The sequence below is a fragment of the Rodentibacter heidelbergensis genome (assembly GCF_002000125.1).
Classification (GTDB): domain Bacteria; phylum Pseudomonadota; class Gammaproteobacteria; order Enterobacterales; family Pasteurellaceae; genus Rodentibacter; species Rodentibacter heidelbergensis.
In genome coordinates this window covers 74,530-91,587 of record NZ_MLHH01000023.1, presented here as the reverse complement: position 1 = coordinate 91,587, position 17,058 = coordinate 74,530, and the positions used below count along the sequence as shown (strand labels likewise).

Here is a 17,058-nt window from a genome sequence, read left to right as displayed (position 1 = left end):
TGCTGACAAACCAACCATTGCTTCACCAGACAATGACGGTACAGTCACCGTAACACCAGGTGAAGACAACAAGAAAGTGGATGTTACCTTTAAAGGCGAAGATGGTAAGGATAAGACTGTCACAGCAGAAAAAGGTCCTGATGGTAAATGGACAATTCCTGATGCAGGTGATACAGGTGCAACTGTAGATCCAGATACGGGCGTTATCACTATCCCATCTGACAAAGTGAAAGATGGTGAACCGGTGAATGCGAAAGGTACAAATGATGCAGGTAACACTGCTGATGCAGAAGAGAAGAATGCAGGTACTGATGCAAAAGATGCAGCCGTTGATAATACCAATGGTGATGGAGTTGTTTCTACTACACCAACCGATGAAGGTAAAGCAATCGTTACCACTGTGAAGTTGAATAACAACAACGGTAACGATAAACTTGCCTTTACCCTACCAAATGGTACAGAAAAAGGTCAGTTAGGTGAAAGCGACTTTGCGGATAAATCTGAATTTACATTCAGCAATGATGTAACCTTAAATACAGATGGCACATTAAATGTTCCAGCTGGTGTGAAAGAGTTCACGATTACGACACCTGTGAAAGAAGATACAACGACTGAAGGTGCAGAAAAAGGTAAATTTACCGTTGGCGGTATTGAGGGTAACGAAGTTACTGTTAACGATACATCGAAAGATGTAGAGGATCCGACACCATCAATCGATATCACAAGTATCGCCGGTCAGGATCAAGTCGCTGAAGGTACAGATGGCTATGCTCAATTCTTACCATCAAATATTGCAACTGAAGAAATCAGTAATACGACAAAAAATGGTGTAACAAAAGTTGTTAATGGCTTTGTAGTAAAAGGTACAAGTGCTAATGTTCCTGCTGATACAGAGGTTGATGTTACAATCACTGCTAATGGGGAAGCCTATTTCACTGGTAAAGCGACAGTTGGTGCTGATGGTACTTGGGAAATTAAAGTTCCTACAAAAACAGTAACAACAACTGTAACTGGTGAAGGTGAAGAGGAAACTACAGAAGTAGCAACTGAACTCAATAGCCCTAAATTTGATACTGCTTATGAAGTTACGGCTAAAGCAATTGCTGATGGAAAAGAAGCAACCGATACGGATAAAACTGAAGCAGCACCAGTTGTAACTGATATTTATCTTCAAGATAAATTAACGGATGATGCACCAAATGTGACTGATTTTTATACGGATACAGATAAATATGTAGGACGTATCGATGGAATGGCTGATACTGATGCGACGAAAGCAATTAGTCGTCAGACTGGTTTAACTAATGATCCGAGTGCAGAACTCCACTTCACATTGGATAAAGAACCTAAATCAGGTCAAGTGGTTAAGGTATTGCGTTATACAATTGTTGACGGTAATGAGGGACGTGTTGAGGACTTGACAGATCAAATGACAAATAATGGTCTTGATTACACAGTTAAGCCAACAACACCACAAGCAGAAACAACAAATGCGCTTTATCGTTATAAAGTAGTTGTTGAAGATGCTAATGGTGCAGATTTATCGGAAAAAGTATTTAATTATCGTCTAGATACTATTGTTGAAGCAATGGATGTTAAGGAGTTAAATGCAGATACCAATACTATGATTATTCAAGCTGATGGAGTGTCAGAGATTGGCGCCACTATTAAGTATAAATATCATAATGGTACAGGCGAGACTGGCCCTCATGATGCTACTGATAATGGTGATGGTACTTATACCCTTAATTTAGCGAATTGGAACCGTAAAGTTGCAGGTAGTATTACTATTCAGGTTATTGATGCGGCAGGTAATGTTTCTGAAACGAAAGTTAATGCAGTAAGAAACTTATTTAATGATTACACATTAGAAAAAGGTTTGAACCCTAATGGTAATAATTTTGATGATGGTGTCATCGCAGGGTTCTCACCTAATGTAGGAGGACAATCAGCCTCCCTTGTTGCAGATAATCCTCAGACATTTGCAGCTACAGATGGAAATGATACTCTTATCATTGGCTTAGATAACTTTGGTGAGATGGGTTGGTATAACGGCTCTGTGGGGCGTGGTGTCTATATCGGTGGGACAGATCGTATCGAAATGGGAGCCGGTGATGACCACATTCAGGTTCGTGGTACTCTTCAATCTATGGGAACCGCTCGAGAAGGTTATTTCGATATGGGAGAGGGGAACGATAAAATTACCTTCGGTGGTAAATTTGAAATTGGTCGTTATACCATCAGAATGGGTGAAGGTAATAACGTACTCAATTTTGGAGGAACAACACTTCAAGCCGCTACTCTTGATATTAGTTACGGTGATGGTAATGATGTGTTACGAGCAGACACCAGTAAAGATTTCGCAGGAACTAAAACAATTAGTTTTGGTAATGGCGATAACTATATGGAAGTTGGTGTTATGCACGATAAAAATGAAATTACCTTTGGTAATGGTAATGATGTCTTTATTGCTAAATCCGTCGGAACAAAAGCACCGGCTAGTGGTGTAATTGATATGGGAGATGGTGATGATACGTTCTCTGTCAGTGGATTATTTGCACGGCAAGAAGCGAAACTTGGTGCCGGGGATGACGTTGCTATTATGGGAGACAAAATTGAAACCGGTGCAGCCTATGGTCGCCTCGACGGTGGTGATGGTAACGATACCTTAGTATTAACCAAATCAGATGGAAAAGTTAGCTTACAAAATGTATTAAATTTTGAAGTAATTGATTTAACTGATCCAGCAGCACAAACCATTGGTATAACTAATGCGTATATTACTCAAGCTAATGACACTACAAAAGCTATCTATATTAAAGGCGGTACAAATGATACTGTTGACTTTGGTGATAACGGCAAAGCAATAAATGGTACTAAATTTAAAGATAGTGGCGGTGTGATTAAATCTAACTGGAATTTCTGGGAAAAAACAGAATCTGATGTTAATCATGAGGGCATTATCTATGATAAATATACTTATCGTGGTTCTGATGGTAGTGTCAACGATGAAGCTATCTATATCCAACAAGGCATCCAAATCATCTAATATTATTTAGTGATTTAACTTAATCAAAATCCCCTAAGTGGACACTTTGGGGATTTTTGATAAAAGTGCGGTTAAATTTTTATAAGATTTTATTTATACAGAATAGAATGATGTAAAGGACGCGCATCAATATGATGATTAAGACACCTTCTTTTTTATTTTCAATCTGATATTCAAATTAATATAAGGAATATCGCTTTTTTAATGTAAAACATATTTATCTTATGAGAGGGGATTAAAGGCAGTAGATCAGACCAGTTTCCAATTGAAAAAAAAGTAGAAAAGCGTAAGATTTTTTAAGATAAATAGATATAAATTTGTCCTCGTTTTCCATTGTCTTCAACAATGCAAATCTTTAGAAAAAACTAATGAAATCGAACAACTGAAACAAATCACAAATTTGAAAGGAATGTTATGAAATATTTCCCTTTTGCAAAATATTCATTGGCACTTGCCAGTGTGTTTTCTTTATTTTCGCCAAATCTTTTTGCGAAAACCACATTAAACGAAATTTTACAATACGCCTTTGTTGCTGATCCAACACTCGATGAGGCAAAAGCGAATATTGCGGCGGCGGAAAGTCAAACAAAAGTTTCTGAGGCGGGGCATTTGCCTGTGGTGTCTTTAACAGGGACTTCCGTATTAAGTCAACAACATCGTTATACGAGTGAACGTCGTTCCGGGCCGGGCGTGGCGGCTCGGGTTAATCTTTATGCTTGGGGTGGGGTTGAAGCAGAAATTGAGCGTGATAAACATCGTGAAACTTACTATCAACACGCTTTAACCGAAACCCAGGAAAATATGGGGTTAGAAATTTCTCAGCTTTATTTGACCGCACTTCGGGCAAAAGAAACCATTGCAGTATATAAAGAAAGCTTACGTTGGCATCAGAAAACTCTAAGAGATTTAGGTGTGATTGCGACTTATGATGAAGGGCGTTATTCAGAAGTTAACGAGGCGCTTTCCCGTAAAAATCAGGTGGAAACCACGATTTTAATGCAAGAGCGAATTATGCAATCTGCGTTAAACCGTTTAAGTCGCTACAATCGTGGGCAGGTGTTAACCGAAAAAGATTTAGTTGATCCCTTCAATCATATCAATGTTAAAACCTTTATTAGCCGTTATAAAAATGCGGACATCACACAAAACCCCAGTTATTTAGCCCAACAAGCCGAGTTTAACAGCTCAAAAGCGGCAGTGAAGGCGGCAAAAGCAAGACGTTTACCGGCAATTAATTTAGAAAGTACGGCAAGTCGTCATGAGCATGAGGTTTATCTGAATATGTCGTGGGATATTTATAATCCTGCAACGAAATATGAAGAACAACAACGTTACTATTCACAAAAAGCAGCAGAAGCGAAATTGCGTGAAATTGAGCTTTCGGTGAAAGAAAAATCCTTAACTTCTGAAACCGATATGGTGAGAAACCAAAGATTGGCAGAAGTCGCAAGGAAGCAAATTGCATTGCAACGTAAGGTGGTTGAGGATAATCGGCTTCAATTTGATGTGGCGGCAAAGAGTTTGATCGATCTTTTAAACTCATATCAAGAGCTTTCACGGGTACAGCTTGATGAAGTAACCGCGCGTAATGATTTTCGTGATGCAGCGATGGCTTATTTAGCTTCTCAATCTCGTATCGCCAATTGGGTAGATTCAGAAAAATCATCCACAAAATTTAAATAAATAATAAAAGAAGTACATAACCTATATGAAATCAATTATTGAACATTTGGCGTTAGTGACTCAATTACATGGAACGCCTATTGCACAGGAAGCATTAACTGCACAAGTGATGAGAGATCAGCGGTTAGATGTAAATTTATCCTCTTTAAGAGAAGTACTGAAAACCTATGGTTTTGAGAATTCTATTTCAAAACGTCCACTGACGGATATTCCTAGTCTTGCCACACCGGTTCTCGCGATTTTAAAAAATGAAGAAGCTTTGGTGATTAGCAAAATTGAAGGTGCGGGAGTAAACCGCCGTTTTCATATTCGCCAAACGGATAATGTAGAACGGATATTAGATTATCAGGAGCTTCAAGACATTTATCTGGGCTACTGTTGGTTTATTAAGCCAAAGATGACCTCTGATATTCGTTCTGAATTACCGGAATATCATTTGCCAAAGGCGTGGTTCTGGAAAGTCATTTGGCGTTTTAAAGCCTATTATGGTCAGGTCATTTTAGCCACTTTTATTATTAATTTCTTGGCATTGGTGAGCTCACTCTATGTGATGAATGTCTATGATCGTGTCATTCCAAATAAAACCTATGAAACCCTATGGGCATTGAGTATCGGGGTGGTTTTGGCGATTAGTTTTGAGTTTGCCGCCAAAATGATCCGTGGACATTTAACAGATATTGCAGGTAAAAAAGCAGACCTCATTATTAGCTCGGCGTTATTTAGACGGGTGATGGCATTGAGATTAATCGATAAACCAGCATCGTCAGGATCTTATGCCAATAATCTCCGTGATTTTGAATCTGTCCGTGAATTTATGACCAGTGCAAGTTTGCTTGTGTTGGTGGATTTACCTTTCCTCTTTTTATTCGTTTTCGTTATTTATTTAATTGGTGGGAAATTAGCCATTGTTCCACTCATTATTATTCCAACGGTCATTCTTGTAGGCATTGCCGTACAACCTAAATTAGCAGCAAGAATTAATGAATCAATGCGTGAAGCCTCACAACGTCAGGGGTTGATTGTTGAAGCATTAGATGGCATTGAAACATTGAAAGCCAATAATGCCACAAATTGGGCACAGCAACGTTGGGATATGTACACAGCAAAAACATCGGCTTCTCAGATTAAAGTGAAAGATCTAAGTAACTTTGTCGTGAATTTTTCTGTCGGATTACAGCAGCTCAATACCGTGTTTTTAGTGCTTTTAGGGACCTATTTAATCCATAGTGAAGACGAAGCTAGCCGTATTACCATGGGGGCGTTAATTGCCTCGGTAATTTTATCCGGACGGGCATTAGCTCCTCTTGCTCAAATCGCCGGATTGGCAACTCGTTTCCAGCAAGCCCGTTTGGCATTAAAAGGGGTGGATGATATTGTCAATCGTCCGATAGAACGGGTGGCAGACCGTAAATACATCACCTTAAAGCAAACGCAAGGCAAGATCACCTTTAACGATGTAGATTTTCAATATAATAAAGAAACGCCAAATGCATTATCGAAACTGTCTGTTACTATCAACCCTGGTGAAAAGGTCGCCATTTTGGGGCGTATCGGGAGCGGTAAAAGTACCTTATTAAAACTTGCGGCCGGTTTATATGAGCCTAATGCCGGCAATGTGACTTTAGATAATGTGGATTTGCGTCAAATTGATCCGAATTATATCCGCAATCAAGTCGCGTTATTTGGACAATCTCCTCGACTATTCTTGGGATCATTGCGTGACAATTTGGACATTGCCAGATCGGATAATTTTGCCGGTGATGTTGAATTGATTAATGCCTTACATCGCTTTGGTTTAGAGCATTTGGTGAATAGCCACCCGAGAGGATTAGATATGCCGTTGGGTGAAAACGGACAAGGTTTATCCGGAGGTCAAAAACAATTGGTTGCACTTGCTCGTTTAACCATTAAAGATCCTCGTGTTGTATTACTGGATGAACCGACCAGCGATCTTGATCAGGGGACGGAAGAAATGGTCTTACAAGCCCTTGCCCGTTGGATAGGTAATCGAACGATGATTATGGTGACCCACCGTCCTCAAGTGTTGAAATTAGTCAATCGTATTATTGTGATGGATAACGGCAAAGTGGTGATTGACGGCCCAAGGGATGCGGTATTGGAACATTTAAGAAACAATGAACAAAAACAAGTTGAGCAGCAAGCACAAAAAAATCAAACTCAGCCACAGCCACAGCCACAGCCACAGCCACAGCCACAGCCACAGCCACAGCCACAGCCACAGCAAAAGTCGGAAGCTGATAAGGATGAAGGAGCACAATCGTGAGTGAAAAAATAAAACAATCGGATTTAGCTTTAATTAATGATTTGAATGCCGCACTGCAGGTTGAAAAACACCGAGGTATTTTTTCAGTCATTATTCTCTTTTTTCTTTTCCTCGTCACTTTTGTTATATGGGCGTATTTTAGCCCGCTTGAAGAAGTCACCCGTGGACAAGGCAGTGTTATTCCAAGTAGCCGTGAACAGATTGTTCAGAGTTTGGATCCGGGGATTATTCAAGAAATGAAAGTAAAAGAGGGGGATATTGTCGAAAAGGGGCAAGTGCTACTAACCCTTGATGATACCCGTAGTTCTGCAATATTGCGTGAAAGTGAAGCAAAAGTACAAAACCTACGCGCGGTGGTGGCTCGTTTACAAGCAGAGTCTGCCAATAAACCTTTAGTCTTTGCCGACGATATTCCTGAAGAGGTCGTTTCACGGGAAACTGCCGCCTATAATGCGCGTCGTAAAGCGATGCTTGATGCGGTAAATGGTTTGAGCGAAAGTAAATCACTTTTGGATAGAGAGATCGCTATTACACAGCCTATGGTAAAAAAAGGGGTGGTTTCTCAAGTAGAATTGCTCCGAATGCAAAGACAATCGTCTGATTTTGCTCAGCAAATCGCAGAGCGCCGTAACCGTTATTCAGCTGATGCGAATAATGAACTGGTGCAGGCAGAGTCCGAGCTTGCCCAAGCCCGTGAAAATATGGCAATGCGGGCTGATCCGGTAGAACGTTCGCAAATCAAAGCACCGTTGCGTGGGGTAGTGAAAAATATCCGTATCAATACCGTAGGTGGGGTGGTGCAGGCAGGACAAGATATCCTTGAAATTGTCCCTTTAGATGACACTCTACTTGTGCAGGCTTACATTAGCCCGAAAGATGTGGCATTTATTCGACCGGGGCAACCTGCTTTAGTCAAAATCAGTGCCTATGATTATTCTATCTATGGTGGGCTTGAAGGAAAGGTTACGCTGATAAGCCCGGATACATTACAAGACGAGCGCCGTCGCAGTGAATTGAACTTAAATGCGGATCAAGCCTATTATCGGATTTTGATTGAAACGCAAGGAAGAGCCATCACGGATAGTAAAGGTCAAAAATTGGATATTACGCCGGGGATGACGGCAACGGTCGATATTAAAACCGGTGAAAAAACCGTTTTTCAATATCTCATCAAACCAATCACCCGTATGAAACAGGCATTACAAGAACGTTAATCAAAGATAAAAGCGCGTGGAAAATAAAGTTCCGCACGCTTTTTTATTAGATACACATATTTTACTTTGGCTAGCCTTTGATGATAAATCAAAACTTTCTCATCAAGCCATTGAATTATTGGAGGATTTTAGAAATGAATTATATTTTAGCCTCGCAAGTCTTTGGGAAATATCAATAAAATCCAGTTTAGGAAAACCTCACTTTAATGTTGATGTCGAAAAGCTTGAACAGGGGCTTATTTCCGTAGGATGCCATTTATTGCCGATTGAGCTTTCTCATATTGTTAAATCATCAAACTATCCTTTTGTACATAAAGATCCGTTTGACAGGTTGTTATTAGCACAAGCAGATGCAGAAAATATTTACTTTATGACTGCCGATAATCTTATCCTCGACTATAATAAGCCGTTTCTTCTCAATTCTAAAAAATAGGAATTGATATGCTCCACCTCACTCTTGAAGATGAACTTTTTCTTGGGCAACCCAAACAAGTTGGCACACATTCTACGGTTTATGATCACTTTGCGGTGATGTTTGAAGATGACGGTGAAACCGGTTATTTTTATGCGATGGATATGCGTCAAAACGGTCAACCTATTGTTGATGTGTTGCACGTTTATAATGTGGATTCCACTTCAAATCATCATGAAGCCCGTAAATTAGAAATTTGTTGGGATGAAAGCGGTTATTTAGCTTTGCTTTTAATTAACGGTTATCCCCATGCGGTATTTGATTTTGCCCGTTTAGTCGGTTATAACAGTAATAAATATCCACAACCGAATTTAATGAGCCTGTGGACACGAGAAGAACTGACCAACGATAAAGCCGAGCAATGGCTTGGCGTGAAAACTATCAAGTAAATGAAATTTTATCGCAATCTTCAGCCTTTCAAAGTCATTAGCTTTGATTTAGATGACACACTCTATGATAACCATGATGTCATTCGTCAGGCGGTTTCACGCTTTGTGCAATTCACTCAAGCGCTCACTCAATGCCCAACGTTTGAAACAGAGTGGTTGGATTGGAAAGACCGTATTGCACAAGAAAATCCACTTTTAAGCGAAGATGTGACGAAGTGGCGGGAAGAGGCGTTACGCCAATTTTTAAAGGCGAAGGGAAAAAATGTGGCTGAAATTGACCGCACTTTATCGTACGCCATGGAAGAATTTTTACATTGGCGTCACCAAATTGATGTTCCCCAAGCATCGCTAAGGGTATTAAATCAATTAAAAACACATTATAAACTCTGTGCTATTACCAATGGCAATGTGGATCCTTTACGCATTGGATTATCTCAATTTGACCTGATTTTGCGGGCCGGTGAACATGGCAGAGCAAAACCTCATGAAGACCTGTTCCATAAAACCTCACGCTATTTCAATGTTTCGCCACAGGAAATTTTGCATGTGGGCGATAATTTAACCACAGATGTTCAGGGGGCAGTTCAAGCTGGTTGCCAAGCGGTATGGATTAATCTATCGGATAAACATCTCGTTGATTTTCCACAAGCAACCCTGTTACCTACCTTAGAAATTAACCATTTAACTGAATTATTATGGCTATGAAAAAGAAAAATCAAATTCTTGTTACCCTTTCCATTGTGGCTTTATTAGGCGGCTGCTCGGAAGAAGAAGTACAACGAGATGTGTATCACTCTCTTGAAGACTGTCTTGCAGATTGGAAAAAAATTGAGTTATGTGAGGCAGATAAAAATACAGAAAATGCACAGGCTGCGCCTGCTAATGTACCTGAGCAGTCCCAACAAAACACCCATTCGCTTTCCGGGTTAGGGTTACGCAATCAGGGTGAAAATGCCAATACAGTCAATGATGAATGGCAAAACGCTAATCAAAATAACTCAACAACAGACGCCAACAATACAAATGGTGAAACCACGGCCAATGCCGAAAGCCGTGATCCTTCCTTGGGGGCGGCGATTGCCGGCGGTGTTATGGGGTATATGGCGGCCCGTGCGATCAGTAATTTCTTAGGCCCAAGTTATCATCCAAGTAACCGTGCGGTTTCCACCCCGACAGGGCAGGTGATCCAACCGCAGACCAACCGTTCTGTGGGCAAACCTATGTTGGTAAAAGGCAATGCAGGAAGTATGAACAGCAAACCAGTTTCACGAGGCGGTTTTACCAGTCCAAACAATTCAAACCGCAGTAGCGGAGGATAATATGAAACGTGTAACCGGTTTTCCAACCCGACCAGATATGGTGAAACAACTGCTTGATGTCGGGTTTGATTACTACAATTTGCCCTCTAGTGATGGTTCTCATTATTGGTCGGATAATGTCGCCTATGAATTTACTTTGGCGGAAATTGATCGCATAGAAGATACCACAAATGAACTGCACGCCATGTGTTTAGATTTTGTCGCTAATGAAATTAAACAGGGTGATTATGCCCATTATCGTTTCACCGATTGGCAAAAGCAGTTGATTGAAGATGCGTGGCGTAAGCAAGCGCCTTATTTATATGGCCGTTTTGACTTTGGTTATGATGGCGAAAATTTGAAAATGTTTGAATATAACGCCGATACGCCCACTTCTTTGTTAGAGGCAGCCATTGTGCAATGGCAATGGTTAGAACAAATCGAAGGCCTTCATCATCGTGACCAATTTAATTGGATTCACGAAGAGTTACTTAAACATTTCACCTTTCTCAAACAGCAAAGTGGAAAAAGTGATTTCTATTTCAGTGCTATGCAAGAAGCCGGACGAGAAGATTGGGGAAATTTAGATTATCTTGCCGATGTGGCTTACAATGCCGGGTGGAACATTCATCAACTTGCGGTGGAAGATATTGGCTATAACAAAGCAAGCAAAGAATTTGTTGATTTAAACGATGCACCTATTGAGATGCTGTTCAAACTCTATCCTTTAGAATGGTTAAGCGGCGCGGAATTTGCTCAACATATCCCGACTGCAAACACGCATTTTATTGAACCGGCTTGGAAAATGCTCTTAAGCAACAAGGCATTACTTGCCAAATTATGGCAGCGTTATCCAAATCACCCGAATTTACTGCCGGCTTATTTCAACCCATTTGATATTACCGACCAAAATGCGATTTGGGTGAAAAAACCACTGCTTGGTCGGGAAGGGGCGAACGTATTCTATTATGAGAAAAGTAATGGCATCGAGTTTGCCGCTAAAGGGAGTGAACATTCAGCGTTTTATGATACCTCAGGCTATATTTACCAACAAAAATTTGAATTACCCAACTTTGACGGCATGTATCCCGTCATTGGTTCTTGGGTCATTGGCGATGTGGCTTGTGGTATGGGATTGCGTGAGGATTTCACGGCCGTCACCGGAAATGATAGCCATTTTGTGCCACATTATTTTGTGCCCTAATCGGGGCTGTTTTAGGGCGTATAAACAACATAATAATTTTTAAAAATTAGACTGGCAAAAAAGCAAGCTTTCCGCTAGTATAGCTCACATAAAGATTTCCTGGAGTGTTCGTCAGTGGGTTATGTCCCTGAGCCGATACTTAAAATCTTATAAATCGGTTTCCCGTCATTGGTGTGTAGGCTTGGCCTTTATTATTCAATAATAAAGGAACTAAGAAACCTAAAAATGACCTTATCGATTTCCTTGAACCGTCGGGTTCAAGGACTGCCACCCGCAACGGCACTCTGGGTCCTTTCTTCTTTCATCTCTATGAATATCCAACAACAACGCCAATACATTCGCCGCCAAATTCGAAAAACGCGCGCCAATTTGACCGCACTTCAACAGCAACAGGCAGAGCATAGGATAACTGCTCAAGCGCTTGATGTAATTGAGGCCTATCAGGCAAAAAATATCGCTTTATATCTGGCTTTTGATGGTGAAATTTCCACTCAATTGTTAATCAAAGCCCTATGGCAACAAGATAAAAAGGTGTTTTTGCCCGTTTTGCATCCCTTTGCTAAACATCATTTATTGTTTTTGCGTTATTTACCCGGCACCCCGATGGTTCAAAATCATTTTGGTATTTGGGAGCCGAAATTAAATGTTCAACATGTGTTGCCGCTCAATGAGCTGGATATGCTTTTTACCCCCTTAGTTGCCTTTGATAAACAAGGTAACCGACTGGGTATGGGCGGGGGTTTTTATGATCGAACTCTGCAGAATTGGCAACAAAAATCTTTTCTCCCTATTGGTTTAGCTCATTCCTGCCAGCAAGTGGAAGCCCTACCTATCGAACATTGGGATGTACCGCTTTTTGATATTTTGGTTGGATGAATCTATCATTTCAATTTAATTGATAGGTAAAACCAAAAATATTTCCTCTTTCCCCTTGAAATCATCTCAAACGATCTTACTTACCCAGTGTGAACGGCGAAAGCCAATTGACTATCAATGAATAGGGAAAAGATACCAATGAATATAGAAAAATTTACGACAAAATTCCAACAAGCCTTGAGTGAAGCGCAATCTCTTGCGATTGGAAAAGATAATCAATTTATCGAACCGGTGCATTTATTGACCGCACTTTTAAACCAACAGGACGGTTCAATTGCGCCGATTTTAACCGCAAGTGGCGTCAATGTTACGCTATTACGGAATGAATTAAATCAAGAATTGAATAAATTGCCACAGGTTTCTGGCAATGGTGGGGATGTGCAAATTTCCCGCCAATTACTTAACCTATTGAATTTATGTGACAAACTCGCACAACAAAGACAAGATAAATTTATTTCAAGCGAATTGTTTTTGCTTGCCGCACTCGAAGAACGAGGTTCGTTAAAAGATATTCTCACCAAGTGTGGTGCTAAAAAAGAACAAATTGCACAAGCTATTGAACAAATTCGTGGAGGACAAAGCGTGAACGATCAAAATGCAGAAGAAAGCAGACAAGCTCTGGAAAAATATACCATTGATTTAACCAAACGGGCAGAAAGCGGCAAACTTGACCCAGTGATCGGACGTGATGAAGAAATTCGCCGAACCATTCAAGTGTTACAACGCCGAACTAAAAATAATCCGGTTTTAATTGGTGAACCGGGCGTGGGGAAAACCGCCATTGTCGAAGGGTTGGCACAACGTATCGTCAATGGTGAAGTGCCGGAAGGGCTGAAAAATAAACGTGTGCTTTCCTTAGATATGGGGGCATTAATTGCTGGGGCAAAATACCGAGGTGAATTTGAAGAGCGGTTGAAAGCCGTATTAAATGAGCTGGCAAAAGAAGAAGGTCGGGTCATTTTATTTATTGATGAAATACACACTATGGTGGGTGCCGGTAAAACCGATGGCGCAATGGATGCCGGTAACTTGTTAAAACCAAGTTTGGCACGGGGGGAATTGCACTGTGTGGGGGCGACCACGCTTGATGAATACCGTCAATATATTGAAAAAGATGCCGCATTGGAACGCCGTTTCCAAAAAGTGTTTGTGGATGAACCGAGTGTGGAAGATACCATTGCTATTTTGCGTGGTTTAAAAGAACGCTATGAAATTCACCATCATGTGGATATTACCGATCCGGCCATTGTAGCAGCGGCGACCCTTTCGCATCGTTATATTTCCGATCGCCAATTACCGGATAAAGCCATTGATTTAATTGATGAGGCGGCCTCCAGTATTCGAATGGAAATTGATTCCAAACCGGAACCGCTTGATCGTCTTGAACGCCGTATTATCCAATTAAAATTGGAACAACAGGCGTTGAAAAAAGAAGAAGATGAGGCAAGCCGCAAGCGCTTGGAAATGTTAGAAAAAGAGCTGGCTGACAAAGAGCGTGAATATGCAGAATTAGAAGAGGTATGGAAATCCGAAAAAGCTACCCTTTCCGGTTCACAACATATTAAACAAGAACTGGATGCGGCAAAAACCGAAATGGAGCAAGCCCGTCGTGCCGGTGATTTAAGCAAAATGTCAGAACTTCAATATGGGCGCATTCCTGAATTGGAAAAACAACTGGCACAGGCTGAAACTAGCGAAGGCAAAGAAATGAGCTTGTTGCGTTATCGGGTTACCGATGAAGAAATTGCCGAAGTGCTTTCCAAAGCCACAGGTATTCCGGTGTCCAAAATGATGGAAGGGGAAAAAGAAAAACTGTTGCGTATGGAAGAAGAATTGCACAAACGTGTGATTGGACAGAACGAAGCGGTAGATGCTGTCGCTAATGCCATTCGCCGTAGCCGTGCAGGGTTGTCAGACCCAAACCCTCCGATTGGTTCTTTCTTATTCCTTGGTCCAACAGGTGTCGGGAAAACGGAATTGTGTAAAACTTTGGCAAAATTCTTATTCGACAGTGACGATGCCATGGTGCGTATTGATATGTCGGAATTTATGGAAAAACACAGTGTTTCCCGTTTAGTGGGGGCGCCTCCGGGTTATGTGGGGTATGAAGAGGGCGGTTATTTAACGGAAGCCGTACGTCGTCGCCCCTATTCGGTGATTTTGCTTGATGAAGTAGAAAAAGCCCATGCTGATGTGTTCAATATTTTGTTACAAGTGTTAGATGATGGTCGTTTAACTGATGGACAAGGCAGAACGGTCGATTTCCGCAATACCGTGGTGATTATGACTTCAAACTTGGGTTCTCATCTTATTCAGGAACATCAAGGCGAAGGCTATGAGGAAATGAAAAATCGAGTGATGTCGGTGGTCGGACAACATTTCCGTCCGGAATTTATCAACCGGATTGATGAAACCGTCGTGTTCCATCCGCTTGCGAAAGAAAATATCCGTGCCATTGCAAGTATTCAATTAGAACGCTTGGCAAAACGTATGGAAACCCGTGGTTATGAGATTGTGTTCAGTGAAGCACTTATTGATTTCATTGGTGAAGTGGGCTATGACCCGGTTTATGGTGCACGTCCGTTAAAACGGGCAATTCAACAAGAGATCGAAAATCCGTTGGCACAACAAATCCTTTCCGGTCAATTGCTACCAAGCAAAGTGGTGACGGTGGATTATGTGGATGATAAGGTCATGGCAAGACAATAGTCTTTAGTGGAAAGTGCGGTGAGAAATCACCGCATTTTTTATGGTTCTCTTTTAGAGGGAATAAAAAGCGTTGATCCCATAATGGATAATCAACGTTTTTTTATTTTATTTAATAAGTAGTATCTTGGGTTTCAAACCAACTTTCTAAAATTAAACAAGCAGAGATACCGTCTATTTTGCCTTTTTTTAAGGCTTTAAAACCGCCCCGTTCAAAAATTTCACTTCGGGCTTCGGTGGTGGTGAGGCGTTCATCTTGTAATGCGACTTTCACGCCAAAACGACCGGTTAAACGGTTGGCAAATTTCTTTGCTTTTAAGGTGAGTTCTTGCTCAGTTCCATCCATATTTAACGGAAGTCCGACCACAACCATATCCGGTTTCCATTCTTTTAAACATTTTTCAATGGCATCCCAGTTGGGGATGCCATCTTGTGCTTTAAATGCCGGTAAGGCTTGAGCAGTACCGGTGATGCTTTGTCCTACGGCACAACCAATGCTTTTCATGCCAAAATCAAAGGCGAGAGCAGTGATATTCATTAACTATGCCCTACTTGTGATGTGGCAAAGTTATGCATATTGATGCCGAGCAATTGGTTTGCGGCAAGATAACGCGCTTCATAAGGTGTATCAAATAAAATATGCTCATTGAATGGCACGACAAGCCAAGCATTATCAGCAATTTCTTGTTCTAATTGCCCCGCTGACCAGCCTGCACAGCCGAGTGCAACAAGGTATTTTTCCGGCGCTTGTAGAGAGCCAAACGTGTCCACGATATCTGCGGAGGTTGTCAGACTAAGATCATCGGTGATTTTATAGCTGTGTTGAAAATCATTGAAGGTATTTTTATGCACAATAAAACCACGTTCGGTATGCACTGGTCCGCCTGCTAACACCATGGTGTCGTCAAAAGTGCGGTCATTTTTCATCATAAAATTTAATTTGCTGTAAAGTTCCGCAATGCTGAGATCGGTAGGTTGGTTAATCACAACCCCCATGGAACCCTGCTCATTATGCTCACAAACAAAAACAACCGTACGGTGAAAATAATCTGTTAGATGTGGCATTGCAATTAAAAATTGTCCTTGTAAATCCATCATTCGCCTAAATCTCCAAAACAAATTTGTAGTGCGCTGATTGCGGCTAAAGAGGCCGTTTCTGTACGCAATACACGCTTTCCTAATAACACCTCAGTAAAACCTTGTTGCTTCGTTTGGGCTATTTCCTGAGGCGATAATCCGCCCTCGGAGCCAATCAACAAACGCACCCCTTCTTTTGGAATGAGGGGCAAGGTTTTTATGGAATATTGGGCACGCGGGTGTAAATTCAACTTTAATGCCCCATCATTTTCTGCACACCAATCTTGCAATTTCATTAAGGGGCGAATTTGTGGGATCACATTTCTGCCACATTGCTCACAAGCGGCAATGGCGATTTTTTGCCATTGTTGAATTTTTTTATCCATACGATCGCCGTCCAGCTTCACGCCACAGCGTTCCGACCAAAGCGGTGTAATGATATTGACACCTAACTCAACGGATTTTTGAATAGTAAATTCCATACGCTCACCACGAGAAATCACCTGCCCTAAATGAATGTTGAGGGGGGATTCTTTATCGACAAATTCACGTCCTAAAATTTCAACACTCACCGATTTTTTACCGGCGCTAATAATCCGAGCCGGATAAATATGATTACTGCCGTCAAAAAGCTCAATCTGTTCGCCTTCTGTCATGCGTAGCACCCGTCCAACGTGATTTGCCGCTTCATCGGAAAGGGTGCAGTGAGAGAGGGTTTCGAGAGGTTGTGGATGATAAATTCGAGGTATACGCATAATGTGATGAAAAAATAAAAGAAAAGTGCGGTTGATTTTACCGCACTTTTT

At 41.2% G+C, this 17,058-nt stretch carries 13 protein-coding genes, 1 other RNA gene and 1 pseudogene; 12 read left to right on the top strand and 3 right to left on the bottom strand.

Going from position 1 to position 17,058, the window contains the following annotated elements; all coding sequences use genetic code 11:
* From BKK48_RS09950 to clpB, 12 genes and pseudogenes are all read left to right on the top strand, one after another.
* Positions 1-3,049: pseudogene (locus BKK48_RS09950) on the top strand (hypothetical protein); the annotation flags it as partial.
* Between the two features lie 414 nt (positions 3,050-3,463).
* Positions 3,464-4,732: a TolC family protein gene (locus tag BKK48_RS08865; RefSeq protein WP_077427946.1), complete on the top strand. Its 1,269-nt coding sequence runs from the start codon at positions 3,464-3,466 to the stop codon at positions 4,730-4,732.
* Between the two features lie 25 nt (positions 4,733-4,757).
* Entirely contained in the window at positions 4,758-7,016 is a 2,259-nt protein-coding gene (locus BKK48_RS08860; RefSeq protein WP_077427944.1) for a type I secretion system permease/ATPase, read from the top strand.
* On the top strand, positions 7,013-8,230 hold the full coding sequence (locus BKK48_RS08855; RefSeq protein ID WP_208604187.1) for an HlyD family type I secretion periplasmic adaptor subunit: 1,218 nt from the start codon (positions 7,013-7,015) through the stop codon (positions 8,228-8,230). Before BKK48_RS08860 ends, BKK48_RS08855 begins: the two co-directional genes overlap by 4 nt.
* Before the next feature lie 16 nt (positions 8,231-8,246).
* Positions 8,247-8,663 (top strand): type II toxin-antitoxin system VapC family toxin, encoded by a 417-nt coding sequence (locus BKK48_RS08850; RefSeq protein ID WP_077427940.1) that lies wholly within the window; start codon positions 8,247-8,249, stop codon positions 8,661-8,663.
* 8 nt (positions 8,664-8,671) lie between these two features.
* A complete protein-coding gene (locus BKK48_RS08845) occupies positions 8,672-9,091 on the top strand; it encodes a DUF2251 domain-containing protein (protein WP_077427938.1) in 420 nt (139 codons plus the stop codon).
* A complete protein-coding gene (locus BKK48_RS08840; RefSeq protein WP_077427936.1) occupies positions 9,092-9,796 on the top strand; it encodes an HAD-IA family hydrolase in 705 nt (234 codons plus the stop codon).
* Positions 9,793-10,410 carry a hypothetical protein gene (locus BKK48_RS08835; protein WP_077427960.1) on the top strand — a complete coding sequence of 206 codons (618 nt, stop codon included), beginning with the start codon at positions 9,793-9,795 and terminating at the stop codon, positions 10,408-10,410. Before BKK48_RS08840 ends, BKK48_RS08835 begins: the two co-directional genes overlap by 4 nt.
* 1 nt (position 10,411) lies before the next feature.
* Positions 10,412-11,593, top strand: a complete 1,182-nt coding sequence (locus BKK48_RS08830; RefSeq protein ID WP_077427934.1) for a glutathionylspermidine synthase family protein — start codon at positions 10,412-10,414, stop codon at positions 11,591-11,593.
* A gap of 93 nt (positions 11,594-11,686) precedes the next feature.
* Positions 11,687-11,888, top strand: a non-coding RNA gene (gene ssrS / locus BKK48_RS08825) — 6S RNA.
* A gap of 14 nt (positions 11,889-11,902) precedes the next feature.
* Positions 11,903-12,469, top strand: coding sequence for a 5-formyltetrahydrofolate cyclo-ligase (locus BKK48_RS08820; RefSeq protein ID WP_077427958.1), 567 nt, complete (start codon positions 11,903-11,905; stop codon positions 12,467-12,469).
* Between the two features lie 138 nt (positions 12,470-12,607).
* Positions 12,608-15,178 (top strand): ATP-dependent chaperone ClpB, encoded by a 2,571-nt coding sequence (gene clpB, locus BKK48_RS08815; protein ID WP_077427932.1) that lies wholly within the window; start codon positions 12,608-12,610, stop codon positions 15,176-15,178.
* A gap of 109 nt (positions 15,179-15,287) precedes the next feature.
* On the opposite strand, the gene ruvX is transcribed toward clpB, so the two are convergent.
* The 3 genes from ruvX to rsmE are packed head-to-tail and all read right to left on the bottom strand — an operon-like array spanning position 15,288 to position 17,007.
* Positions 15,288-15,713, bottom strand: coding sequence for a Holliday junction resolvase RuvX (gene ruvX / locus BKK48_RS08810; RefSeq protein WP_077427930.1), 426 nt, complete (start codon positions 15,711-15,713; stop codon positions 15,288-15,290).
* Positions 15,713-16,273: a YqgE/AlgH family protein gene (locus BKK48_RS08805; RefSeq protein WP_077427928.1), complete on the bottom strand. Its 561-nt coding sequence runs from the start codon at positions 16,271-16,273 to the stop codon at positions 15,713-15,715. The genes ruvX and BKK48_RS08805 overlap by 1 nt, the downstream gene beginning before the upstream one ends.
* Positions 16,270-17,007 (bottom strand): 16S rRNA (uracil(1498)-N(3))-methyltransferase, encoded by a 738-nt coding sequence (rsmE, locus tag BKK48_RS08800; RefSeq protein WP_077427926.1) that lies wholly within the window; start codon positions 17,005-17,007, stop codon positions 16,270-16,272. Before rsmE ends, BKK48_RS08805 begins: the two co-directional genes overlap by 4 nt.
* Positions 17,008-17,058 lie beyond the last annotated feature (51 nt).